This is a genomic window from Paenibacillus silviterrae (genome assembly GCF_030167925.1).
GTDB lineage: Bacteria > Bacillota > Bacilli > Paenibacillales > NBRC-103111 > Paenibacillus_G > Paenibacillus_G silviterrae.
Genome location: NZ_JASKUT010000001.1, coordinates 4,016,018 through 4,038,584, shown reverse-complemented (window position 1 = coordinate 4,038,584; position 22,567 = coordinate 4,016,018). Strand labels below are relative to the sequence as shown.

The window sequence follows — 22,567 nt, the reverse complement described above, 5'->3', positions numbered from 1 at the left end:
TATCAATGATGACTGATACGTTATTTCTCTTGCTTTTCCGCAGACAGGGCAAACATCAATTCCCCTTCAGCTACGACCCGGTCTCCTACCTTGGCGGTAGCCTGTCCTTTACCTACCGTACCCTTCAAGCGAGTAATCACGACCTCAAGCGTGAGGCTGTCTCCCGGCACCACTTGGCCCCGGAAACGGAAGTTATCAATGCCCGCGAAGAAGGCCAGCTTGCCTTGGTTCGCCTCCAGCTGAAGCATGGCTACGGCGCCTACCTGCGCCAGCGCTTCTACGATCAGAACGCCCGGCATTACCGGATAACCGGGGAAATGCCCGGCAAAAAACGGTTCATTGATGGTGACATTTTTAAGGCCAATTGCTTTGACTCCCGCTTCTACCTCAAGTATGCGGTCTACGAGCAGAAAAGGGTATCGATGAGGGATGATTTGTTGGATTTGAACGGCGTCTAACAAAGGATGTTGCTCCTTCCGGTATGGTATAAAATTTGACGTTTCAACTTAGACTAGAAATGTCCCTTCATGAGCTGCAGTAATGAAGGTTGATATAAGGGAGCTTATGTCCTTACCGTTCATTGTATGACGGTGAAGACATGGGCTCTTTTTATCATGGGAAACTTATGCGTTCGCTTTCTTCTTGTTCAGCAGGTTAAATTGCAAAATGTAAATGACGGAGGCCACGAAGGACACGCCGATGACAAACCATAGATACACATGGGCGTAGGGCAATTCAAAGACGATCAGCAAGATGGCCACATAATAAAGCACCGTAGTGAGCTTGCCTAAGGCATTGGCCGGCACTGTTTTTTTTCCTCGGAAATGAAAGAATGCCGAACCGGCGATCATCCCTGCGTCCCTAATAAACATAGCCACCGCCGCCTGCCATGAGATCATTTGCGAGAATACAAGCGATAAAATGACCGTGATCATCATCGACTTGTCAGCTAGCGGATCCAGCATGCTTCCTAGCTGGGTAACCAGCTTCCTTGATCTTGCAATGTACCCATCCAATACATCCGTCAGCCCGGCAAGCAGCAGAACGAAGAACGCCGTCTTCACATAACCGGCCTCAAATACCACTAAATAGACGGGGATGAGCATAAAGCGGCACAGGGTCAACAGATTGGGTACATTCCACATGGTTTCTTTCCCCCTCCATTATGGGCTTACGCCGGCATCCGGTCCCATCCATACATTATACCTTTATCAGGAAAAAAATAAAACTCCCTTACGGGAGTTCGGGAGAATCCTCCGGATTCAATTGTCCGCAAAAATCAGATCGAATAAATGCCGCCAGGTACCCATGTCCAGCATTTCCCCTGGCTCCTGCTTGCCGAGATAAACGTACCCTACGACCATACCGATGATGACAGCCGCTACACAGGCGAGCGGAAGCCAGGTCCATCGGATGACCCCAAGAAGCGCCCTCTGCCAAGGCTTCCTCTCTGCAACAGTTTTCTTCGAAGCGGTTTCACTCATCTATCGTTACCTCACTTTACCCGTTGCCGGTTAACCGCGAAGGTTATTAGCAAGATTCATCAATTGGTCGGCGGACGATATTGCTCTCGAGCTCAGCTGGAACGCCCTCTGCACCTGCATCAGCTCCGTCATCTCGTCAGCCATTACCACGTTCGATTGCTCAATAAAGCCCTGTCGCACCGTGATCGGATCCACCGCATTGTTCGCTGCGGTAACCGTCTGGAGAATTTCCTCACGCACTTGCGGCGTTACGCTCGCAGGCAAGCCATACAAATTATCCCCGAGCTGCTCGAGCAGCTGAGGGCGAACCACGCGGACCAGCTTCAGCTGGCCGAGGTTAATGGGCGGTGCCATCTTGTCGGCGTCATTATAAGCCATGATCGTACCGTCGGTGCCGATTTGCAGCGAATGGCCTTCCGGCACACGAATCGGATTATTATCGGCCCCCATCACAAAACGCCCGTCCTTCGTAGTCAGGAACAAATTCCGATCGGGATCGTTAACATCCGGCGGAGAGTAGTTGAAGGAGCCATTACGTGTCCATACCGTCTGAGGCACCAAATTATTGTTCTCATCCCGCGTATACGTATTGATCTCGAACAAACCCTGACCTTCAATAGCCATGTCGAGAGGGTTCTCGGAGGCGACCAGCGAGCCTTGAGCCATATTGACCTGCGCGCTTACCAGCTTGGCGCCCCAGCCCTGATTATAACCGAGCGGTGTCAGACGCCCGTTCTTCTCGAAGCTCTGCGGCTGCTGCTTCAAGCTGGTTAGCACGTCCTGAAAGGACGCTTCCTTCCGCTTGTAGCCGTTCGTGTTGAGATTCGCCATATTGTTCGCAACCAAATCGAGCTTCTGCTGCAGCGCGTGCATCGACACGAAGGAATTAATCATCGAATGGTTCATTGTCTACCCTCCTACACTCTGCCGATGTCATTGACGGCCTTTTCCATGCTCTTGTCGTAATATTGGACCATCTTTTGATTGGCCTCATACGCCCGCAAAGCCGCCATCATATCTACCATGGATTGGCTCGGGTCTACATTGGAACGCTCGATGAAGCCTTGCCGCACCTCTACCTCGTCCGTAGCAATCACCTGTCTGGCGATGCCGGCATCGTTTTCATTCAAACGATACAAACCGTTCCCTTCACGCACCAGCTTATTGGGGTCCTCCACACGCGTGACAAGCAGGTTCAACGGTTGTCCGCCAGGCCCGTTCAAGGGTTGTCCATCGATATCCGTAAACATGCCTCCCTTGGTGATGCGGAAATTCGTTATCGGCGTCCGTTCCCCGTTCGGTCCGGTCTGCAGCAGGACGATAGGTTGTCCGTCTTGACCTACAACCCGATGGCCTTCGGAATCGATAAGCTCCCCGTTCACATCAACGGAGAATTTGCCGTTTCCGGAGTAGCGCAGCTCGCCTTCCGCGTTCATGATCGTGAAGAAGGCCTGCGGCTGAATGATGCGCTCCCCGTCAGGGCCCACATACTTACCGGATGCGTCAAAGAACGCTCCCGGCACTTGAATGTTCGAGATCAGTGCGAAGTCGAACGGATTGTTCGTCTCCTGCACGTCCCCTTCCGCATGGAGAGATACGTTCTCCTCGGCTAATACGCCGGTATTGATCCGGCCCATAGGCACAGAGGCCGGCTCTCCTTGACCGTTGCGAATCCGTGCTACCAGCATCTCCGGGAACGAACGGTTGATGGCGTTGCCCTGCTTGAAGCCGGGCGTGTTAATATTCGCAATATTGTTCGTTACGATGTCGTGTCTGCGCTGCTGTGCAATCATACCGGAAGCTGCCGTATAGAGGCCTCTTAACATCGGATGGTCAGTCCCTTCTAAAATTTACGCTTGGATACTCTATCTAAATTATCGAGCATAATGCCCGTTCCTTTAACAACACAGCCCATGGGATCTTCTGCCACTAGCACCGGCACCTTAAGCTCGTCCGCCAGCAGCTGGTCGATGCCATGCAGCAGAGCACCGCCGCCGGTCAGAATCACACCTCGGTCAATGATGTCGGCCGACAGCTCCGGAGGCGTCTTCTCCAACACCGTTTTCGCTGCAGTAACGATCGAAGAAACCGGATCCCACAGCGCCTCTTGGATCTCATTCGAGCTGACGGAGATCGTTTGCGGCAGCCCGCTCACCATATCCCTGCCGCGGATATCCATCTTTTCCTTCCGTCCGTCCGGATACACCGTGCCGATCTTCACCTTAATATCCTCGCTCGTCCGTTCGCCGATCAAGAGCTTGTACTTCGTTTTGATATATTTCATGATGGCCGAGTCGAACTTGTCCCCCGCAATTTTAATAGAAGAGGAGGTGACGATATCGCCCATGGAAAGCACGGCAACATCCGTCGTCCCTCCGCCGATGTCTACAACCATGTTGCCGCTTGGCTGATAAATGTCCATACCGGCGCCAATCGCTGCAGCTTTAGGCTCTTCTTCCATAAACACCTCACGCGCCCCGCTCCGCTCGGCAGCTTCCCGAATGGCCTTCTGCTCCACGGAGGTAATGTTCGTCGGGGCACAAATAAGGATGCGCGGGTGGCTGTACCACTTGCGGCCTCCAACCTTCTCGATAAAATACTTCAGCATCATTTCGGTTACTTCAAAATCGGCAATGACCCCGTCACGCAGCGGTCTAATGGCGATAATATTACCGGGCGTACGCCCTACCATCCGGCGAGCTTCCTCACCAACGGCGAGCACTCGCTTAGTATCGCTTTCGATCGCGACTACGGAAGGTTCATTCAATACGACACCGCGTCCCTTAACATGAATCAGGACGTTCGCGGTCCCTAAGTCAATGCCAATATCCTTGCTCAACATTCGAATATCCTCCCTAAACCATTCCGTCCATCCTCACATATGTAGAAGCGGCACTTTCCCTATTATAAGCCTTACTTAGAACATTTCGCTATAAAAATGCAAAATCCTTTTTCCAAATCTTTTTTTCGACAAGAAAAGCTGGCATTTGGGAGGGGCGGCAGGAGGGGAACGTACCGCCAGCAGACGAGCGGCTCACGGTACGGCCAGTAAGGCAAGTTTATTTAACGGAAACGAGCTTTTCTTGCGATTTCGGACTGCGTGTCTTCCGGTACTTGATCTTCGTCGCTTCTCCTCCGCGCAGGTGACGAATCGACTTGTGATACTCTAGAATGTGCTTTACCTGATTCGCAAGCTCCGGATTGATTTCCGGAAGCCGCTCCGTTAAATCTTTATGCACCGTGCTCTTGGAAACACCGAATTCCTTGGCTATGGTGCGAACCGTGTGCTTGGTCTCAACCAGACAGCGGCCGATTTTGATGGTTCGCTCCTTAATGTAATCGTGCACTCCCCTCGCCTCCCTACTCGAGTTAGTTTGGTACATTATATGAGGGGCGTTTACTTATATTCTTTGTTTCCAAGCCTGACAAGCTTGACAAGTCACATTTATTTTCGGGACAAGTAGGCAAACCGCTCTCTGAACAAAGAAAAAAGCAGGAAGCTCCCGCCTCCTGCCCTTTCTTATGTATGCCTTAGTTGGTTCCCAGATGCTGCTCCGGATTGACGGCCGGACCGCCTTGCCCTTGTCTCAGCTCGAAGTGCAGGTGAACGCCTTGCTCCTTCTCCAGCTCGTTACGGCCGGCCTTCGCGATCACGTCGCCCTTTTTCACGTCAGCATCCTTCGTAACCGTTACCTCGGATAAGCTTTGGTACACAGATACAAGCCCATTGCTGTGCGTGATCTCGACCAAATTGCCGACCACAGGGTTTTTCTCCACGGCCGTTACTTTCCCGCTAGCTACAGCCAGCACCTCGAAAGGCTGATTGTCTTTCTTCGCGAAGTCCATACCCATGTGCGGGGTGAACGTTTCGCCGTACTCTACCATCGCAGCTTGACGAACATCATTAGAAGCATTCTTGTCGAAGAAGTGAAGCACCAATTCAAGCTCGTTTCTGTCCTTGAACGGCCACTGCATGGTTTCCGTCTTGGCGTTGGTTGCCAAGGCATCCGGGCTGGATACGCTGTCGGTGACCGTTTTGGCGGAATCGATACTGACTTGCTTGTCAGTGATGCCCGAACCCTGGTACACCCACATTAACGTTAAAATAATTGCCGCAGCTGCCATGTACGTTGCTGGAAATACCCATTTCTTGGCGAGCAGTCGTTTCCATGCATTACCGCCTTGCGCTTGTGTTACTGGGGCTCCTTCGTAGGATTTAGGAGCTTCTTCTTGGTTTGGCAAATCTCTGTTTTTATCATTCATTTTATATCACCTCGCTAACCAGTCTTGCCGGATTCGCGAGATTTATACAGCGTGATCTACTATTTTTTTAGAATGATTTTCCTTTTAGTAGTGGCGTGTCGGAACTGACCTGAATCCCTGTATAAAAGTACTTTACGATTTCCTCCGCTTTCTTCCCTTCCTTTGCCATTCCGTTCGCGCCCCACTGGCTCATCCCGACTCCATGCCCATAACCGAAGGTGGTAATCTGCAGCTCCGAACCCTTCCATGACCATTGAAAATGAGTCGAGTTCAGTCCCAGCTTCTCCCGGAATTCGCGGCCGGAGAACGTTTTGCCTCCGACGGTTAAGGTTTTGATCCGATTGCCTTCTGTCTTCCCTATCACCCGTAAGCTATTGCTCTGGTTGGCCGATACCGGTGTCGCCGTCCGAAGACCGAGCTTCTGCCCGAGCTCCTTGCTTGAGATCGAAATCGTCTCCTTATAACGAGGAGACAGCTTCACATCCCACGGGCTGGGCACGCTGCGCAAATAAGGAATGCGGTCGCCCCAATAATCCTCCGAATTCTCGGTGTAGCCATTACTAGTGGAGAAGAAGGTCGCTTGAATCGGCTTTCCCTCATACGTGAGAATCATGTCCTTCGTTTCCTCAACGGCCCGGTTCAACTTGTCCATATTGGCCACATACTGAGCCCCGCTCCAGCGCTGCTTCAGCTCCTGCTCGCTGACATACGCCTGATGCGTGATCGTATCCGTCACCACCGCGCCCTCCACCGGCACACCCGACAAGTCCTTCTCCAGCAGGCGCCGAACAATGTATGTCCTGGCTGCCATCGCCTGTGCCTTCAAGGCTTCCAGCTCGAAGTCTATCGGCATTTCGGCAGCGACCACGCCCCGGACGTATTGCTCCAAATCTAGCTGCTGCACCTTCTTGTCCTTACTCAGATAGACAGGAATCGTTAAACCCGGCTCTCCTCCGGCAGGAAGCCCTTTGGTGTTATAAGGCTCGGCAGCACCGGGTACCTCCGTGCTTTTACTAGAGGGCAGACCCTTCGTCGTCAGAACCGGCACAAGCACAACAATTGCTAGAAAGCTGGCCAGTCCGATCAACACCAGCTGCAGCCAGTGACGCTTTTTGTGCATTACCTTGTATTTCGCTGTCATAAAATCCTCCATCTTTTGTCGATTCCGCTGGTTTTCGTAACGAGATGCTGTGGCTGCAGGTAACATCATCATATGAAATCGAAAGATAGATTAGACCTGTGAAAAAAGAAAGAGAACCCGTCTCTCCTTTCTCAGGAAAGTCGGGTTCTCTTCAGCAAGCTCTAGGCCAAGCTAGGCTGTATGGTGAAGATCGGAAGCGTCGCTTCCTCTTCGTTGTATTTCTCCGGGGTAATTCGCTCAATATCCGCACCCAGAAGCCTCAGCTTCTCCTCGATACCGACGTAGCCTCGGTCGATATGGTGCAGTCCGGTAATTTCTGTTTCGCCCTCGGCCGCAAGCGCTGCAAGAATTAAGGCCGCACCCGCTCTCAAGTCCGTGGCGCATACTTTCCCGCCCTGAAGCCGATTCCCACCGGTCACAATAGCCGTACGTCCCTCTACTTTAATCTGAGCATCCATGTTGAGCAGCTGCTCTACGTGCATGAACCGGTTCTCGAAGACAGTCTCCGTCACGAGGCTAGTGCCCTCCGCCTGAAGCAAGAGCGCCATCATCTGTGCCTGCATATCCGTAGGAAAGCCCGGATACGGCAGTGTTTTCACATCCACCGCGCGCAGCGGCCCTTCCCGGTATACGCGAATGCCATTCTCATCCTCGGCGATCTTGACGCCCATCTCCTGCATTTTCGAAATGACCGGCCGAAGATGATCGGCGATAGCATTTTCTATGTAGAGATTACTGCCTGTAATGGCAGCCGCGATCATATAAGTACCCGCTTCAATGCGATCCGGGATTACCGTATGTACCGCTCCGCGCAGCTGCTCCACGCCATCGATCCGAATCAGACCGGTACCCGCGCCGCGAATCTTCGCCCCCATCGCATTCAAATAGTTCGCGAGATCGACGATTTCCGGTTCTTTCGCGGCGTTCTCGATCAAGGTGGTACCTTCGGCAAGAGCCGCGGCCATCATGATGTTCTCCGTAGCACCGACACTGGCCACATCAAGATAAATCTTCGCTCCCTGCAGACGGCCTTTCACCCGGGCTTCAATGTAGCCCTGCCCCAGCTCGATCTCCGCACCCATAGCTTCAAAGCCCTTGAGGTGCTGATCGATCGGTCGCGTGCCGATAGCACAGCCGCCTGGTAAAGAAATGCGCGCCTGTCCCATCCGGGCCAATAAAGGTCCCATCACGAGAAAAGAAGCCCTCATTTTGCGAACCAGCTCGTAGGAAGCTTCGCAAGTGTTGATGCGTTCCGCATTGACGCGGATGGTTTCATTATAATATTCAACCTTAATTCCTAAGCTTCCGAGCACTTGGTTAATGACCAGGACATCGTCTAATGGAGGCGCATCATGTATGATGCTCTCTCCCTCCGTTCCTAGGATGGATGCTGCAATAATCGGCAGTACGGCATTTTTGGCACCGTGGATCTTCACTCTGCCAGTTAGTGGTTTGCCGCCGCGGACGATAATTTTGTTCATCATGGTCCCCCTCCGCGTATTTCTTTTTGTAACATAATGATAAGATTCGAATCATGTTCAGCTTTTAAAGCGGTTGTACTATCCATTGTTGACAATATTGTCCTTGGTTATTCGGATGGAATGCATTTAGAACATTCCCCCGAGCCAGGTCGACCACTGCAGGTAGTCGATGATAAAGCGTGCCAGTTGATAGCCTAGCGCCACCGATAAAAAGATTTGCAGCAGCTTCGCTTGCGGACCCTTCGGATGCTTAAAAATGGCCTCGAGCTTGATCCCCTGCAATGCCCACCAGGAGAACCCGATACACATTAGTGCAATAAATATGTTAAGCACGCCGCTGATTCCAAGGGAATTGTTCATTTGATCGACGTATTCCATGACCGTAACGGTCCTCCTTGCCGTGCAAATCAAGCCTGATTCAGGCAGGCTGGGCTCTGCGCTGTCCGTCATGCATACTTACCCAGCCCGCCGCCGGTTTAATCGCACAAGTGGTTCCGAATGATGCAAAATGTTCCATACCCCATTATGGCAGAATTCTCGCCAGGATGGCAACGAATTCAGCCCTTGTTGCCTGCTGGTCCGGACGGAACGAACCGTCTTCATACCCCGTAATCCAGCCTTCCGCTTTCATCTGCTTGAGCAGACCCGTCCCCCAGTAGGTCTCATCTACGTCGGTAAAAGGAAGCAGCCCACGATGCTTGCCTGTCATATTCATGCTTCTCGCCAGCATCGCGGTCATTTCCATACGGCTCACCGGCTGGTCTGAAGCGAAGGTCCCGTCGGGATATCCATCCACGACGCCGGCCTGCGCGGCTTTACTAATGTATTCGTACGCCCAATGGTTCGGATCCAGGTCGCGATACTGAATCGGCCGCTGCTTGCTCCAGTGAAAAGCGCGTGAAAGCACCGCTGTCACTTCAGCGCGAGTGATCGGCCGGTCCGGCTGAAACAGGTAGTCGCCGTAGCCCTCTACAATTTGTTTTTTCGTCATCGTGAGAATCGCCGGCAGCGCCCAGTGCGAACGAATGTCGGCATACCCGCCGTCCAAGGGCTTTGCATCCACTTGGAATTGGTACATTCGGTCGGTGAAAGGCAAATTGGTTGTCAATCTCACATAATAAATGCCCGGACTGAATCGTCCCTTCAGCTGCTGATCCGCCTGATACGTCGCATTCATTGACGATGCCATCGGCTTCAAAGTACCGTCGTACAGGTGCATATAAATGCTTGCCGGGGCTGGGATATCATTCAGCCGAATCGTCACCAGACTCTCCTCATCCACCCGGAATTGGAACCAGTCGATATCGTCCGCCCGATCCAGCAAGCCGCTGTAGACCGTATCCATAGAGACAGTCGTCGCTTGATAAGATCGGTTGTTCGGCTCGTGAGGATCAAGCAAACGCGCATTATACTCAATCGTAAGCGTATATTCGCCTACTACAGGATTGGCGTATTCTTTTACGTTCGTCACCCGAAGGTAATAGCTCCCGGGGAAGACTTGGGACAAATAAACAGACTCCGCTTCCCCGTCATCCCCGTCGTCATAAACCACAGAGCGCTCCCCCTGCTTTTGCACCAGAAGGACAGGGTCCATTCTGGCGGTATCCGTGGTTAAACGGATTCCCAAGGTCCCCGATTCCGGGATCGGCAGCTCGAACCAGTCGGTATCATTCCACTGATGGAAGGTGCCTTTAATCGTTTGGCTTCGCGCAGGAAGAACAAACGCCTTGTATTGCTTATCGTTGTCCTCATAAGCATCGGCATTCATCCCGAAGGAGGTGATCAGCTGATACTTTGTTTCATTCTTACGATTGCGATCGCTAAGCTGCAATTGGATGTAGCTTCGTCCTTTGCGAACGGGGAGCGTCAAGGTTTGTCCCGCTGCAACGGTTCTGCTGCTTAGAACTCCGTTGGCATCCGTGTACTGCAGCTGAACGGAAACCCCGCTTTCCATGACGAATCTCAAGTCCATTGCTCCATCATAGATCGAGTCCCAGTAGTACCAATCGGTATCCGTTCCGCTTGAGAAAGCAGCGCCCACCCGATGGCTTACCGAGATCGGCTTCGCCTGGTCCTTCCGCTGATTCGGCTCATACATATCCGCCAGCAGCGGCTCTTTCAATGCCCGGTCGGCACGCAGCAGCCCGAAGCCGGTCTCCGGGTCCCAGCCTGCGTCTCCCAGGTTCTCAGCCGTCTGCCGCAGCAGCTGCCGAATCTCAAAGGGAGTGTACCATGGGTACTTGTTCCATACGAGCGCCGCTACCGCTGCAACTTGGGGAGCCGCCATGGAGGTGCCGTCCATGTATTCGTACGAATGACCCATCGCGGTCGTGAACACATCCCAAGGTGCAACCAGGTCCAGCTCAGGCCCCCTGTTGGACCGGTCATGAACCCGTCCATCCACACCCATACCGCCTACACTCAGCACCGTCGAGTACGCAGCAGGGTATTTCACCACATTGCCTTCATTCCCGGTGGCAGCGACCAGCAGCACACCGCGTTCCTCGGCATAGCTGATAATCTCGCTCATATAATCCGAGTACTTATTCAAGCCAAGCGACAGTACCACAATTTTGGCTCCGTGGTCCACCGCATATCGGATGCCTTCCCCCAGCTTGGCTTCTCCCCCGGTTCCATCTGCTTCCAGCGCCTTGATCGGCATAATCTTGGCGTTCCATAGAATGCCTGATATCCCCCGGTCGTTATTGCCTTGGGCCGCTATCACACCGGCCACATTAGTACCATGTCCGTTATCATCGGCCGGCATCAAGCCCGGCTGCACCAGATTCACACCGGGCACCAGATTCTTCTTCAGATCCGGATGGTCCAGCTCCACGCCGGTATCAACCACAGCAATAATGATGTTAGTGTTGCTGTTCGTTACCTTCCAAGCTTCCTCTATGCCAATTTGCTTTAAATAGGTTTGTTTTTCATAGAACGGGTCATCTGCAAGCTGAGCATTCGCCGACGTCTGCCCGGATGCCAGGAACCATAGGCTTAGTAGGATCGTCAGCACATATGTAAATCTAGTAGGTTTCATAGATATGGTTTCCTTTCCCCTTGGAAACAATCATATCTAATTCTATAGTGCACCTAGGCTCCCTGCAACTGGAAAAGAGAACCTAACGTTGCTCTCAGCTCTAATGTCACGAAACTGTTGAAAACAGGTATGAAAAAAGCCGCCTCCTCAGGTAAATTACTGAAGAAACGGCTTGATTTATTTTTAATAGAAGAAAAACAAGTCTTGCGTTAAGGAGAAGATACGCTCGATGTAGCCAAGCACCCAATGCGGTACAATCCCGAGCAACAAGCTGATCCCGGCGCACAGCCAGAGGGTAATCCCTAACGGCAGCGGCACGATCACTTCACGTGACTCCAGCTCGCTGCGCATGAACATCTGACGGATCAATCCGAAATAGTAGTAGAAGGACACGACGCTGGTCCCGATTAAGACTGCCGCAAGCCAATAATGCTGCGTCTGCAGTGTCCCCATCATAATGTACAGTTTTCCGAAGAACCCCCCTGATAGCGGTAAGCCTGCCAAGGAAAGGACAAGCAATACGGCAGCGATAGCCGTTGCGGGAGCTCTATAATACAAGCCCGCCAGTCCGTTCAGTGTGTCTTCCCCCGTCGATCGCTCCAGAATCATGATCAGCGCAAAAGCCCCGATGTTCATAAACAGGTACGCGATCAGGTAAAAGGCGAACTCCGAGAAGTTAGAGAAGTGCACCATCGAAAACTGAATGCCGATCGGCACGAGCAAATAACCGGAGTTGGCTATTCCCGAGTAGGCCAAGAGACGCTTCATATTCGTTTGGCGCAGCGCCACGAAGTTACCGATAATCATAGCCAGTGCAGCCACGACCATTAAGGCTGTAAGCACATCGCCATGAACCGGCTGGCCCATGAGCTCGCCGACGCCGTATACGCCGTACATGACGCGGAACAGGATGGCAAAGGCGGCTGCCTTCGATACCGTCGCCAAGAAGGCGGTAATAGGTGTAGGAGCACCTTGATACACATCCGGAGCCCACATATGGAACGGTGCTGCCGCCACCTTGAAGCTAAAGCCTGCGAGAAGCAGGAAGAAGCTCAGATAAATAAAGGGCAGCGACGTCGCGGCAGACTGGCCTACGGCAGCGTTAATTTCCTGGATCGACGTCGAGCCGGAAATACCGTACAGGAACGACATCCCGTACAGGATAATCGCTGACGAAATGCCCCCAAGGACAATATACTTGAAGGCCCCTTCATTGGAAGTGAGGCTCTTTTTACGCATCGCTACCAAAATGTAGGATGTGATGCTGAGCAACTCAAGACCTACGAACAGGGTGATCAAGTCGCCCGAGGACGCCATGATCATGCCGCCTAGTGTAGCCGGAAGCAGAAGGTAATAATATTCCCCGACGTGATGGACTTCTTCTTCCTTTACCGTACCAAGGCTCATGAGTGTAATGAGACCTGCGCCGGTAAGCAGGATCAGCTTAATAATATTACCGAAATCGTCGATGCGGTAGCTGTAGTTAAGCAGCTGCTTCGGCTCTGCAGGAGCCAGATAGGTTACCACGAAGAAGGCGGAAACCACAATACCGAGAAGAGACAAATATCCAAGCCACGTACGGCTTACGTTCCGCGGCAGGAATAGATCTAACAGGGAAAGTACCACAGCAGCGGTGACAAGCGTCAGCTCCGGTGCCAGCAGTCCCAGATCGCTAACTTGAAGACGTAATGGTTCCACCGGTCTAGCCTCCCATCTTCGCTAAGCTTCGAATGAATTGATCGAAGCCGCTGACGGTGTGATGAAGCGGTTCACTTACTACACTCGGGTAGATCCCGAGAACAACGATAAAGGCAACGAGCGTAATCATCGGAATCGCCTCTATGAGACGGGCATCGCGCATTTCGGGCCGCTCCACGCGGACAGGCCCGTATGTGATCCCGAGCACCCCGCGAAGCACATAGACGGCCGCGAGAATAATGCCAAGCGCCCCGACAACGGCGGCTGCCGGAATTCTTTGGAACAAGCCGAGAAACGCCATAAATTCGGCAATAAAACCGGACAAGCCCGGAAGACCTAAAGAGGCCATACCGGAAACCAGTAAAATTCCTGAAATAAACGGAATCGACTTCGCCAATCCGCCCAGCTCATCCAGCCGCGTCGTCTGCGTACGCTCGAAAATCGCACCTACCAGAAGGAACATGAGCGCCGAGATCAAGCCGTGAGACACAAGTTGGAAGATGGCCCCCTCCATGCCTTCCATATTGAATGCAGCGAGTCCGAGCAGCACGATACCCATGTGGCTGATACTGGAATACGCAAGCACCAGCTTGAAGTCCTTCTGCACGAAGGCCAGCACAGCCCCGTAAATAATGTTGATGACGCCCAGCGTTGCGAGAACGCCAGCCCATGCATAAGCCTCTTGAGGAAACAGCAGAATCCCAAAGCGGATAAGTCCGTAGGCGCCCATTTTCAAAAGAATTCCCGAGTGGATCATAACAATGGACGGAGGAGCTTCCGTATGCACCTTCAGCATCCATGTATGGAACGGGAAGATCGGCAGCTTAATGCCGAAAGCGACGAGCATCAGAATAAAGAGAGCCCATCTCATTGTTTCACTCAGGAAAAACGGATTATCCGGAATCTCCCCTTGGTTCACGAGCGCATTTGCATTCTGTAACAGGTTTTCCTGAATCACCTGCAGGCTTCCACTATAGAACAAGGAAGCTCCGTTAGCATCATTCACCTGATTGAAGCCGGCTGTGCTTACGAGAATCAGGAAGGCAATCAGCATAACAGCCGAACCAAGACCGTTGTAGATCAAAAACTTATTTGCAGCCCGCTCCCTGTCCATATAGCCCCAGATCCCGATAAGGAAGAACATCGGAATGAGCGTAATTTCGAAGAACACGAAGAACAGGAACAAATCCTGTGCCAGAAACACCCCGAACATCCCTGTCTCCAATAGGAGGAAAAGAATGAAGTACGATTTCCAGCGCTTCTTGATATAGACCGAAGCAAGAGCCGCCATCGTTGCGACCAAAGCAGTCAAGAACACAAGCGGCAGTGACAAGCCGTCCACCGCCATGGAATACTTGAATTCGAAGAAGAAGGAGGTTAGCCCGTTCAAGGTCTCCTTATTCAGCGGAACGACGATCCAAGGTACATCTTCACGGAACTGGAGACCCGCATTTTGATTGGTAAACTGCGAGTAGAGCCAGCCGGAAAGCACAAGCGGTATCAAGGTAGCGGTTATCGCTACCGCCTTGATCATGCCTCCTTGTGTCTTGGGCAGGAACATAAGAACGAGAACACCGATGAGCGGCGTAAACGTGATCAGTGAAAGTATAGGGAAATTATCCGGCATCGATGAACCTCCTTCCTGCAATCGCCAAGATCAGAATAAGCAATCCGAGCAGGGTAGCCAATCCATAGGACTGCATTTGCCCGTTCTGCATTCGGGATCCGAGACGACCGATTCCCCAGACCGCATAGCTCGAGAGGCGAACCACTCCGTCTACAACATACACATCGAACAGATGCAGCAGCTTGCCGAGGCCCCCTAACGGAACTACGATAACGGCTTGATACAGCTCATCGATGTAATATTTGCGATTCAGCAGCCGGTATAGCCAAGGAGCATTGCTTGGAAGTGCATTCGGGTCGAGTGATTTCTTCACATAGAGTAAATACCCGAGACCGATGCCCAGCAGACCTACCAGATTCGATAATAGGATCACAACCCAGTTCGCATGCTCCTCAATCGTTTCCCCTGTAAGCCACGTGCCAAGCCATGGGTTGAACGGTGTAAAGACAAAGCCCGCTGCTACAGCCAATACCGCCAAGACAAGCAGAGGTATGGTCATAGAGGCCGGTGATTCATGTACATCCGCATGGTGGCGGGGCTTGCCCGTGAACACCAGGAAGAACAATCGGGACATATAGAAGGCTGTGAAGAACGCAGCGATCAATCCGATCCAGAACAGCAGCTGATTGTGATGATAAGCCTCCGCGAGAATCGCATCCTTGGACCAGAAGCCGGACAAGGGCGCAATCCCGGAAAGAGCCAGCGTACCGATGGCGAAGGTCCATGTGGTGATCTTCATTTTGCCGCCGATGCCGCCCATCTCATGGATGTCTTGTGTATGTACCGCGTGAATGACGCTGCCCGCCCCCAAGAACAGTAAGGCTTTGAAGAATGCATGGGTAAACAGGTGAAAAATGCCCGCCGTATACGCAATCGTCGAACCAAGACCTAGTGCCATCATCATGTAGCCCAATTGGCTGACGGTGGAATAAGCGAGAATCCGCTTGATGTCGTTCTGCGCCGTACCGATGGTCGCTGCGAAAATCGCTGTGAAGCCTCCAATAATCGCTACCACCGTTAAGGCCGTTGGAGAAGCAATGAATACTTCATAGGTACGAGCCACCAAGTAGACACCTGCAGCTACCATCGTAGCGGCATGGATCAGCGCACTGATCGGCGTCGGACCTTCCATCGCATCTGGAAGCCACGTATGCAGCGGGAACTGACCCGATTTGCCGACCGCCCCTACGAAAATCAAGATCGCGATGGTCGTTGCCATACTTGCTGAGATGGCTCCGCTGGAGAAAGCGTTATGAATAGAATTAAAGTCCAGCGCGTGGTTTGGCATGACTTTATACAACAGAAGAATGGCAATGAATAAACCGACATCCCCGATACGGGTGACGATAAACGCCTTTTTCGCGGCAGCTCTTGCCTCCGGCTTGAAATACCAGAACCCGACCAGCAAGAACGAACAAACGCCGACCAGCTCCCAGAAAATAAAGAACTGTACCAGGTTCTCGGATATAACGAGTCCCAGCATCGAAAAGGTAAATAAGGCTATGTATGCGAAGAACGTATTGATCCGTTCATCTCCGTGCATGTATCCTTTGGAATACAAATTGACCAGCAAACTGACGAGCGTAACCACCACCAGCATTAAAGCATTCAGGTTGGTTACTTCGAAGCCCATTGTCAGTGTTGTCGTGCCCAGCTTCAGCCAGTGCAGCTGGTTCCATGTATAGTCTCCGACTTGACCTCCGACGCGCTCAATGAAAATAAGCACTGACAGGGCAAACGAAGCAAACACGGCCACAATGCTGATATAGGCGCCCACATCCTTCAGCTGCCGTCCTACCGCCGTCAGGATTAGAAACGACAGCAGCGGAAACAACGGGATGAGCCAGGCGTATTGCGAATAAGCCGATACCATAGTGCTGCTCCCTTCTCAAAGCTTGCTAAGCGCAAGCACTTCGTAAGCGTACAATTTATCGTTTCAACGAATCCATTTCATTTACATCCGTTGTCCCTTTATTGCGGTAGAGAGCAATCAAGATGGCAATGCCCACGGCCGCTTCCGCCGCTGCGACGGTTATGTTGAACAAACTAAAGATTTGACCGGTTAAGTTCGGGTTCACACCTAATTTGGAAAATGCGACGAGATTCAGGTTCACGCTGTTGAGCATCAGCTCAATGGACAGCAGGACCACGACCGCGTTCTTTTTCGTCAGTGCGCCGTATAGACCGATACAGAACAGAATCGCTGCCAGCGTCAGATAAGGTGTAGCCAGTCCGCTGTTGAACTCCATCCGTTAGTCCTCCTCCCTCTTCGCCACGATAATGGCTCCAATGAAGGCCACCGTCAGCAGAACAGACATCAATTCGAATGGAATGACATGAGCGCCGAATAACAGCTTGCCGATCTCCATCGTGTTGTCCTGCCCTGCCTGGAAGGTTCCTGCTGAAGCAGGCAGCTCGGAATTTTGAATCGCATAGAAGATCAATCCGAAGAGCGCCAGGCATCCGATAAAAGCCAGCACGTTATGCGCCGGCCGCTTCGGTTCTTCCTCAGCGCCTTTATGCTTTGTCATCATAATCCCGAAGATCATCAGAATGGTGATGGCACCGGCATAGATCAGAATTTGTACGAATGCGACAAACTCCGCCTCCAGCACGACATAGAGCGCACCCAAGCTTATGAAGGTACAGGCGAGCGCCAGCACCATGTGCACGACCTTCTCGAAGCTGATCATGAAGATCGCTCCGCCGATGGCCAGCAGTGCGCAAAGGAAAAAGGCGATATTTTCCCCGCTCGATAAAAAATTGCCGATGTTCTGAATCATCTACTTCGCCCCGCCTTTCGGAAGCGCCGAGTTGTTTTCCTTGCGGATGTTCTGATTGTTCTCGTTCAGCCACTGCAGGTTCTTGAACAGATCGTCCCGGCTGTAGGTGCTGAGCTCGAAGTTATTCGTCATTACGATCGCTTCCGTAGGACATACCTCCGTACACAAATCGCAAAGGATGCAGATTTCGAAATTAATATCGTACGTGTCGATGACCTTGCCCTTTTTCTCCGGGTCCGGATTCGGCTTCCCGATCAGGTTGATGCACTCGGTCGGACAAATGCGCGCGCATTGGTTGCAGACGATGCATTTTTCAGGGTCGAAATGCTGAATACCGCGGAAGCGGTCCGGCATCTCGAGCGGAACATCGGGGTACGCATACGTTACTTTTTTCTGCGTCATGGCCTTCAGGGTAAAGCCGAGCCCCTTGATAATGCCTTTCATGACTGTTTCACCCTTTCCAAGCGTTGCAACGCTTTACATCGCGATCGCCATATAAATCGCTGTAACGAAGATATTCACCAGCGCCAGCGGCAGCAATACTCTCCAGCCGAGTCCCATCAGCTGGTCTACACGGATACGCGGAAGCGTTGCGCGGAACCAGAACAGGCAGAACACGATAAAAGAAAATTTCAGCAAGAACCAGATGATTCCCGGGATGAAGCTAAGGAATGGGAACGGTGCATGCCATCCGCCTAAGAACAAGGTTGTCGTCAGGCCTGCGATAGCGAACACGTATACGTATTCGGCCAGCATGAAGAAGGCAAACCGGAAGCCGGAGTATTCAACATGATACCCCGCTACGAGCTCCGACTCCGCCTCCGGCAAGTCGAACGGTGTACGATTCAGCTCAGAAACCGCAGCTACGATGAAAACACAGAACCCGATAATCTGCGGGAGGAAGTTCCAATGCCAGAAGCCGCCCTCCTGCTGCAGGACAATCGCATTCAAATTCATGCTGCCCGTCATCATGATGACGCCAACGACGGAGATAACCAGTGGAATCTCGTAGCTGATCATCTGTGCAGCGGACCGCATCCCGCCAAGCAGCGCATATTTGTTATTGGACGCCCATCCCCCAAGCACGATACCGATGGTAGAAATCCCGGACAGGGCGACATAGTACAGAATGCCGACATTCATATTGCTCGACAGCAGGTTCGGTGCAAAAGGAATGGCCGCGATGACCGTAAAGGCAGGAATGAACGTAATGACCGGAGCCAATATAAAAAGCTCCCGTTCCGCCTTATGCGGTATCGTATCTTCCTTAATCAGCAGCTTCGTTACGTCGGCAACTGTCTGTAGAAGTCCCAGCGGACCTACGCGATTCGGACCGATCCGCAGCTGCATCCACCCGATGACCTTCCGCTCAAAGTAAATGGCATACGTAACGAAACCGAGTACTACGAGAAGCAGAACGACTCCCCAGCCGAAAAGGATGGCAAAGTTCGTCCAAGTCAGCTGCTGCTCCAATAAATCCATCATTACGCATCCACCTCCCCGACGACGATATCGATACCGCCGAGAATTGTGATTAAGTTGGTCATGGTTTCACCGACCAGGAGCTTCGGCAAGATTTGCAAATTCACAAAGGACGGACGCCGGAACTTCAGGCGATACGGCTTATCCTTGCCCTTGGAAATAATATAACAGCCGATCTCCCCCCGCGGAGATTCAATGGCCGAGTACACTTCCCCTTCCGCCGGACGAAGCACACGAGGCACCTTGCCCATAATTTCTCCCTCGGCAGGGAATTGCTCGACGGCCTGCTCCAGAATGCGAAGGGACTGCTTAATCTCTTCCAGGCGAAGCACGTACCGGTCATAGCAATCTCCGTTCGTCGATACCGGAACATCGAAATCGAATCGATCGTAGATACTATAAGGCTGCGCCTTGCGCAAATCCCAATTCACGCCGGTACAGCGCAGATTGGCGCCGCTTAAGCCATACGCGATGGCGGTTTCCGCATCGTATTTTCCGACGCCCTTGATCCGCGCCAAGAAAATTTCATTGCCGCTCACCAGCTGGTGATATTCCTCCAGCTTCTCTCTCATATACGGAACGAAATCGCGGACCTTCTGAATCCAGCCCTCAGGCGCGTCCCATTTCACTCCGCCGACACGCATGTAGTTGTACGTTAAACGGGCGCCGCACAGCTCGTTGAACAAATTAATGATGATTTCCCGGTCGCGAAAAGCAAACAAGAACGGGCTCATCGCCCCGATATCGAGCAAATAGGTGCCCCACCATACCATATGGCTGGCAATGCGCTGCAGCTCCATGACAATCAGCCGGAGATACTCCGCACGCTCGGGAATTTCGAGCTGCATCAATTTTTCTACGGCGTTCACCAGCACGTAGTTATTGGTCATCGCCGACACGTAGTCCATCCGGTCCGTGTAAGGGATAATTTGGGTGTACGTCAAGTTTTCCGCCAGCTTCTCCGTACCCCGATGCAGATAACCCATCACCGGGTTGGCTTCCGTAATGACCTCGCCGTCCAGCTTCACGACAATCCGGAATACCCCGTGTGTACTAGGATGCTGCGGACCTACGTTTAGTAGCAATTCTTCCGTTCTAATCAACGTGTCCTACACCTCCGGGTCAAGCGGTTCATAATCTTTGCGCAGCGGATGGCCGACCCAATCGTCAGACATCATGATTCTTCGCAGGTCCGGATGACCTGGGAAATCGATCCCGAACAGGTCATACGCTTCCCGCTCATTCCAATTCGCCGTCGGCCACAACGGCGTTACCGATGCCACGGAAGGATTATCCCGGTCCGTCTTCACCTTAATACTGTATTCCTGCTTGCTCTCGAGTGATATGAGATGATATACCACTTCCATGTGGCTTTCCATATCGACACCGGACAGGTTGCGCAGGTAGTTCAGCTTTAGCTCCGGATGCTGCTGCAGCACCTTGGCTGCTTCATACCAATGATCATTCTTCACCACAAGACATGGCATGTGATCGTTCTTCTCATTAATAAAGGCTTGCTCCACCGCATCGCTGCCGACCGCTTCCCGCAGAATCGCTGCGGCGCGATCCAACAACGGCTGCTTCGGCGACGGCTCCTTCGGCGCTTCCGGCGCATCGCCTTCCTTGGCGGCTGCGCGCGCATTCGCCCGCGCGGCTCTCGCCTCGGCGGCGGCCTTCGCCTTCGCCTCTTTCTCCGCGTCCGTCGGGGCCGCCCGCTCAACTGCCGGCGGGTCGCTCGGCTCCCCTGTTGCGGCTGGCTCCGCCTTCGGCGCTTTCGCCTCCGCAGCAGCCTCCGCCGTGCCTGCGGCACCGGCTGCGGCTTCGCCTGCGTCGGCGCTTACGCCCGGCTGCGGCTCGCGCGCCGCATCGCCCGTCGGCGGCTCTCCGGCGCCGCCGGCCACACGCACGTCGGCCGGGCTGCCGACGCCTCCTCCTGACTGCGCCTCACCGCTCGGCGCAGTCGATTCAGCCGCAGCCTCTCCCTTCGGCTTCTGCTCTTCCGGAGCGGTCACGTCTTCCGCGTCCGGGTTCTTTTTGACCTCGTCACTCATGCATTCGTCACCTGCTTACCGGTTTTCGCTTCGTAGCGGATCTTCTCCTGGAGCTTGTTGATCCCGTAGATAAGCGCCGCCGGATTCGGCGGACAGCCTGGGATGTATACATCTACAGGCACAACCTGGTCTACCCCTTTGACCACGGCATACGACTTCACGTACGGGCCTCCTGCGGTTGCACATGAACCCATGGCAATAACCCACTTCGGCTCCGGCATCTGATCATAGAGACGGCGAAGCAGCGGAGCCATCTTCTTCGTGACGGTACCTGCAACGATCATAACATCGGATTGCCGAGGCGAGGTACGGAAGATGACACCGAAGCGGTCCAAGTCATAATGCGAGGCGCCCGTTCCCATCATCTCGATCGCACAGCAAGCCAGACCGAACGTAAGCGGCCAAAGCGAATTGCTTCGGGCCCATGCCTTTACCTGCTCCAGCGTTGTCATAAATACGTTGCGTTCCAGCTCCTGGCGTTCCTCTGGCGAAATTGATTCTAGATTGAAGTCCATTGCAGCACCTTCTTCTTATAGGCATAAACTAATCCTATGATCAACAATCCGATAAAAATGCACATCTCCACAAGCGCAAACAAGCCCAATTGCTTGTACGCAACGGCCCACGGATACAAGAAAACAGTTTCAACATCGAAAATAACAAACATCAAGGCGAACAAGTAGTACCGAATGTTAAAGCGTACTTGTCCTTCACCCACCGGCTCGTTACCGCTTTCATAAGTCGTATACTTTTCTGTTGTCGGCTTGTTCGGTCGTAACAGTTTACCGATTGTAAGCGCTGCTATGGGAAGCAGCACACCCAAGAACAGAAAAATCGCAACGACCACGTAGTTATTCGTGTACATCGTAAACGAACCGCCTCCTGCCTTATCCATTTGTATAGCGCAAGATTGACCTGCGCTAATTCCTTCCATATATGCCCTAACAATTATATCAAAAGCCCTAAGGGGTGTCTAACATTTTCCTTCCTGCACGAAACAGTTTCTACTCCCCCAGATGCAAAAAAAAGCGAAGGAACCCATTTCCCCCGCTTTTCCCGTTCCTTATACTATTGTTTCCCAGATACGTCAAGTCGATTCATGGCGCGTTGCAGCGCTAATTCGGCACGACGGAAATCGATCTCATCTCTTTTCGCCGCTAAGCGCTTCTCAGCACGTTCCTTCGCTGCTTGCGCCCGATCGATATCGATTTGACCCGGCAGCTCGGCGCTTTCCGCCAAAATAACCACCTTGTCCTTCCGCACTTCCATAAAACCGCCGTGCACTGCGATGACTTCGTCCTTCTGGCCTTGTCTCTTCACAGTAAACGGAGCGATCTTCAGCGGAGTGACTAGCGGAATGTGATTCGGCAGAATCCCAAGCTCCCCTTCGACACCTTTAGCGATGATCATGTTGACATGATCGGAATACACCTTGCGTTCCGGGGTTACCACTTCCAGCAGGAATGTACTCACTTGGATTCCCCTTTCGAAGCTTTTTGTGAAAAAGGTGGAGCTAC

Annotated in this window: 24 protein-coding genes; all 24 read right to left on the bottom strand. The window is 52.6% G+C overall.

The genetic code is table 11. The features are described 5' to 3' along the window. Window positions 1–20: 20 nt before the first annotated feature. A complete protein-coding gene (fabZ, locus tag QMO62_RS18660) occupies window positions 21–461 on the bottom strand; it encodes a 3-hydroxyacyl-ACP dehydratase FabZ (RefSeq protein ID WP_284643177.1) in 441 nt (146 codons plus the stop codon). A gap of 162 nt (window positions 462–623) precedes the next feature. After that, the gene (locus tag QMO62_RS18655) at window positions 624–1,145 is read right to left on the bottom strand and encodes a CDP-alcohol phosphatidyltransferase family protein (RefSeq protein ID WP_284643175.1); all 522 of its coding nucleotides are present in this window, start codon (window positions 1,143–1,145) and stop codon (window positions 624–626) included. 117 nt (window positions 1,146–1,262) lie between these two features. Further along, the gene (locus tag QMO62_RS18650; RefSeq protein ID WP_284643173.1) at window positions 1,263–1,484 is read right to left on the bottom strand and encodes a DNA-directed RNA polymerase subunit beta; all 222 of its coding nucleotides are present in this window, start codon (window positions 1,482–1,484) and stop codon (window positions 1,263–1,265) included. A 30-nt stretch (window positions 1,485–1,514) separates the two neighbouring features. Continuing rightward, window positions 1,515–2,390: a flagellar hook-basal body protein gene (locus QMO62_RS18645; protein ID WP_284643171.1), complete on the bottom strand. Its 876-nt coding sequence runs from the start codon at window positions 2,388–2,390 to the stop codon at window positions 1,515–1,517. A gap of 11 nt (window positions 2,391–2,401) precedes the next feature. Beyond that, window positions 2,402–3,310, bottom strand: a complete 909-nt coding sequence (locus QMO62_RS18640; RefSeq protein ID WP_284643169.1) for a flagellar hook-basal body protein — start codon at window positions 3,308–3,310, stop codon at window positions 2,402–2,404. Between the two features lie 17 nt (window positions 3,311–3,327). Further along, window positions 3,328–4,326, bottom strand: coding sequence for a rod shape-determining protein (locus QMO62_RS18635; RefSeq protein WP_284643167.1), 999 nt, complete (start codon window positions 4,324–4,326; stop codon window positions 3,328–3,330). 217 nt (window positions 4,327–4,543) lie between these two features. After that, window positions 4,544–4,831, bottom strand: coding sequence for a sporulation transcriptional regulator SpoIIID (spoIIID, locus tag QMO62_RS18630; RefSeq protein WP_284643165.1), 288 nt, complete (start codon window positions 4,829–4,831; stop codon window positions 4,544–4,546). Window positions 4,832–5,015: 184 nt separating this feature from the next. Continuing rightward, window positions 5,016–5,747 carry a M23 family metallopeptidase gene (locus QMO62_RS18625; RefSeq protein WP_284643163.1) on the bottom strand — a complete coding sequence of 244 codons (732 nt, stop codon included), beginning with the start codon at window positions 5,745–5,747 and terminating at the stop codon, window positions 5,016–5,018. Between the two features lie 67 nt (window positions 5,748–5,814). Then, window positions 5,815–6,888 (bottom strand): stage II sporulation protein D, encoded by a 1,074-nt coding sequence (spoIID, locus tag QMO62_RS18620; RefSeq protein ID WP_284643161.1) that lies wholly within the window; start codon window positions 6,886–6,888, stop codon window positions 5,815–5,817. A gap of 161 nt (window positions 6,889–7,049) precedes the next feature. Beyond that, entirely contained in the window at window positions 7,050–8,369 is a 1,320-nt protein-coding gene (gene murA / locus QMO62_RS18615) for a UDP-N-acetylglucosamine 1-carboxyvinyltransferase (protein WP_284644980.1), read from the bottom strand. Between the two features lie 126 nt (window positions 8,370–8,495). Next, window positions 8,496–8,747, bottom strand: coding sequence for a DUF1146 family protein (locus QMO62_RS18610; protein ID WP_284643159.1), 252 nt, complete (start codon window positions 8,745–8,747; stop codon window positions 8,496–8,498). A gap of 145 nt (window positions 8,748–8,892) precedes the next feature. Beyond that, a complete protein-coding gene (locus tag QMO62_RS18605; RefSeq protein WP_284643157.1) occupies window positions 8,893–11,409 on the bottom strand; it encodes a S8 family serine peptidase in 2,517 nt (838 codons plus the stop codon). A 183-nt stretch (window positions 11,410–11,592) separates the two neighbouring features. Continuing rightward, window positions 11,593–13,107: an NADH-quinone oxidoreductase subunit N gene (locus QMO62_RS18600; protein WP_284643155.1), complete on the bottom strand. Its 1,515-nt coding sequence runs from the start codon at window positions 13,105–13,107 to the stop codon at window positions 11,593–11,595. A gap of 4 nt (window positions 13,108–13,111) precedes the next feature. Then, window positions 13,112–14,734 (bottom strand): complex I subunit 4 family protein, encoded by a 1,623-nt coding sequence (locus QMO62_RS18595; RefSeq protein WP_284643153.1) that lies wholly within the window; start codon window positions 14,732–14,734, stop codon window positions 13,112–13,114. Beyond that, window positions 14,724–16,607 (bottom strand): NADH-quinone oxidoreductase subunit L, encoded by a 1,884-nt coding sequence (gene nuoL, locus QMO62_RS18590; RefSeq protein ID WP_284643151.1) that lies wholly within the window; start codon window positions 16,605–16,607, stop codon window positions 14,724–14,726. Before nuoL ends, QMO62_RS18595 begins: the two co-directional genes overlap by 11 nt. 55 nt (window positions 16,608–16,662) lie before the next feature. Then, window positions 16,663–16,983, bottom strand: a complete 321-nt coding sequence (gene nuoK, locus QMO62_RS18585; protein WP_284643150.1) for an NADH-quinone oxidoreductase subunit NuoK — start codon at window positions 16,981–16,983, stop codon at window positions 16,663–16,665. 3 nt (window positions 16,984–16,986) lie between these two features. Further along, the gene (locus tag QMO62_RS18580; protein WP_284643148.1) at window positions 16,987–17,517 is read right to left on the bottom strand and encodes an NADH-quinone oxidoreductase subunit J; all 531 of its coding nucleotides are present in this window, start codon (window positions 17,515–17,517) and stop codon (window positions 16,987–16,989) included. After that, window positions 17,518–17,961, bottom strand: coding sequence for an NADH-quinone oxidoreductase subunit NuoI (gene nuoI / locus QMO62_RS18575; RefSeq protein ID WP_284643146.1), 444 nt, complete (start codon window positions 17,959–17,961; stop codon window positions 17,518–17,520). 33 nt (window positions 17,962–17,994) lie between these two features. Continuing rightward, window positions 17,995–19,002: an NADH-quinone oxidoreductase subunit NuoH gene (nuoH, locus tag QMO62_RS18570; RefSeq protein WP_284643144.1), complete on the bottom strand. Its 1,008-nt coding sequence runs from the start codon at window positions 19,000–19,002 to the stop codon at window positions 17,995–17,997. Next, window positions 19,002–20,102 carry an NADH-quinone oxidoreductase subunit D gene (locus QMO62_RS18565; RefSeq protein ID WP_284643142.1) on the bottom strand — a complete coding sequence of 367 codons (1,101 nt, stop codon included), beginning with the start codon at window positions 20,100–20,102 and terminating at the stop codon, window positions 19,002–19,004. The genes nuoH and QMO62_RS18565 overlap by 1 nt, the downstream gene beginning before the upstream one ends. Window positions 20,103–20,108: 6 nt before the next feature. Continuing rightward, the gene (locus QMO62_RS18560) at window positions 20,109–21,050 is read right to left on the bottom strand and encodes an NADH-quinone oxidoreductase subunit C (RefSeq protein WP_284643140.1); all 942 of its coding nucleotides are present in this window, start codon (window positions 21,048–21,050) and stop codon (window positions 20,109–20,111) included. Continuing rightward, window positions 21,047–21,565: a NuoB/complex I 20 kDa subunit family protein gene (locus QMO62_RS18555; RefSeq protein ID WP_284643138.1), complete on the bottom strand. Its 519-nt coding sequence runs from the start codon at window positions 21,563–21,565 to the stop codon at window positions 21,047–21,049. Before QMO62_RS18555 ends, QMO62_RS18560 begins: the two co-directional genes overlap by 4 nt. Beyond that, the gene (locus tag QMO62_RS18550; protein ID WP_284644979.1) at window positions 21,550–21,915 is read right to left on the bottom strand and encodes an NADH-quinone oxidoreductase subunit A; all 366 of its coding nucleotides are present in this window, start codon (window positions 21,913–21,915) and stop codon (window positions 21,550–21,552) included. Before QMO62_RS18550 ends, QMO62_RS18555 begins: the two co-directional genes overlap by 16 nt. Before the next feature lie 203 nt (window positions 21,916–22,118). After that, window positions 22,119–22,523, bottom strand: a complete 405-nt coding sequence (locus QMO62_RS18545; protein ID WP_284643136.1) for a F0F1 ATP synthase subunit epsilon — start codon at window positions 22,521–22,523, stop codon at window positions 22,119–22,121. Window positions 22,524–22,567 lie beyond the last annotated feature (44 nt).

Excerpts from the sequence above, each read along its gene's own strand:
- QMO62_RS18655 (WP_284643175.1), bottom strand. The coding sequence starts at position 1,145 with ATGTGGAATGTACCCAATCTGTTGACCCTGTGCCGCTTTATGCTCATC.
- QMO62_RS18650 (WP_284643173.1), bottom strand. The coding sequence starts at position 1,484 with ATGAGTGAAACCGCTTCGAAGAAAACTGTTGCAGAGAGGAAGCCTTGG.
- QMO62_RS18645 (WP_284643171.1), bottom strand. The coding sequence starts at position 2,390 with ATGAACCATTCGATGATTAATTCCTTCGTGTCGATGCACGCGCTGCAG.
- QMO62_RS18640 (WP_284643169.1), bottom strand. The coding sequence starts at position 3,310 with ATGTTAAGAGGCCTCTATACGGCAGCTTCCGGTATGATTGCACAGCAG.
- QMO62_RS18635 (WP_284643167.1), bottom strand. The coding sequence starts at position 4,326 with ATGTTGAGCAAGGATATTGGCATTGACTTAGGGACCGCGAACGTCCTG.
- QMO62_RS18625 (WP_284643163.1), bottom strand. The coding sequence starts at position 5,747 with ATGAATGATAAAAACAGAGATTTGCCAAACCAAGAAGAAGCTCCTAAA.
- spoIID (WP_284643161.1), bottom strand. The coding sequence starts at position 6,888 with ATGACAGCGAAATACAAGGTAATGCACAAAAAGCGTCACTGGCTGCAG.
- murA (WP_284644980.1), bottom strand. The coding sequence starts at position 8,369 with ATGAACAAAATTATCGTCCGCGGCGGCAAACCACTAACTGGCAGAGTG.
- QMO62_RS18610 (WP_284643159.1), bottom strand. The coding sequence starts at position 8,747 with ATGGAATACGTCGATCAAATGAACAATTCCCTTGGAATCAGCGGCGTG.
- QMO62_RS18605 (WP_284643157.1), bottom strand. The coding sequence starts at position 11,409 with ATGAAACCTACTAGATTTACATATGTGCTGACGATCCTACTAAGCCTA.
- QMO62_RS18595 (WP_284643153.1), bottom strand. The coding sequence starts at position 14,734 with ATGCCGGATAATTTCCCTATACTTTCACTGATCACGTTTACGCCGCTC.
- nuoL (WP_284643151.1), bottom strand. The coding sequence starts at position 16,607 with ATGGTATCGGCTTATTCGCAATACGCCTGGCTCATCCCGTTGTTTCCG.
- nuoK (WP_284643150.1), bottom strand. The coding sequence starts at position 16,983 with ATGGAGTTCAACAGCGGACTGGCTACACCTTATCTGACGCTGGCAGCG.
- QMO62_RS18580 (WP_284643148.1), bottom strand. The coding sequence starts at position 17,517 with ATGATTCAGAACATCGGCAATTTTTTATCGAGCGGGGAAAATATCGCC.
- nuoI (WP_284643146.1), bottom strand. The coding sequence starts at position 17,961 with ATGAAAGGCATTATCAAGGGGCTCGGCTTTACCCTGAAGGCCATGACG.
- nuoH (WP_284643144.1), bottom strand. The coding sequence starts at position 19,002 with ATGATGGATTTATTGGAGCAGCAGCTGACTTGGACGAACTTTGCCATC.
- QMO62_RS18560 (WP_284643140.1), bottom strand. The coding sequence starts at position 21,050 with ATGAGTGACGAGGTCAAAAAGAACCCGGACGCGGAAGACGTGACCGCT.
- QMO62_RS18555 (WP_284643138.1), bottom strand. The coding sequence starts at position 21,565 with ATGGACTTCAATCTAGAATCAATTTCGCCAGAGGAACGCCAGGAGCTG.
- QMO62_RS18550 (WP_284644979.1), bottom strand. The coding sequence starts at position 21,915 with ATGTACACGAATAACTACGTGGTCGTTGCGATTTTTCTGTTCTTGGGT.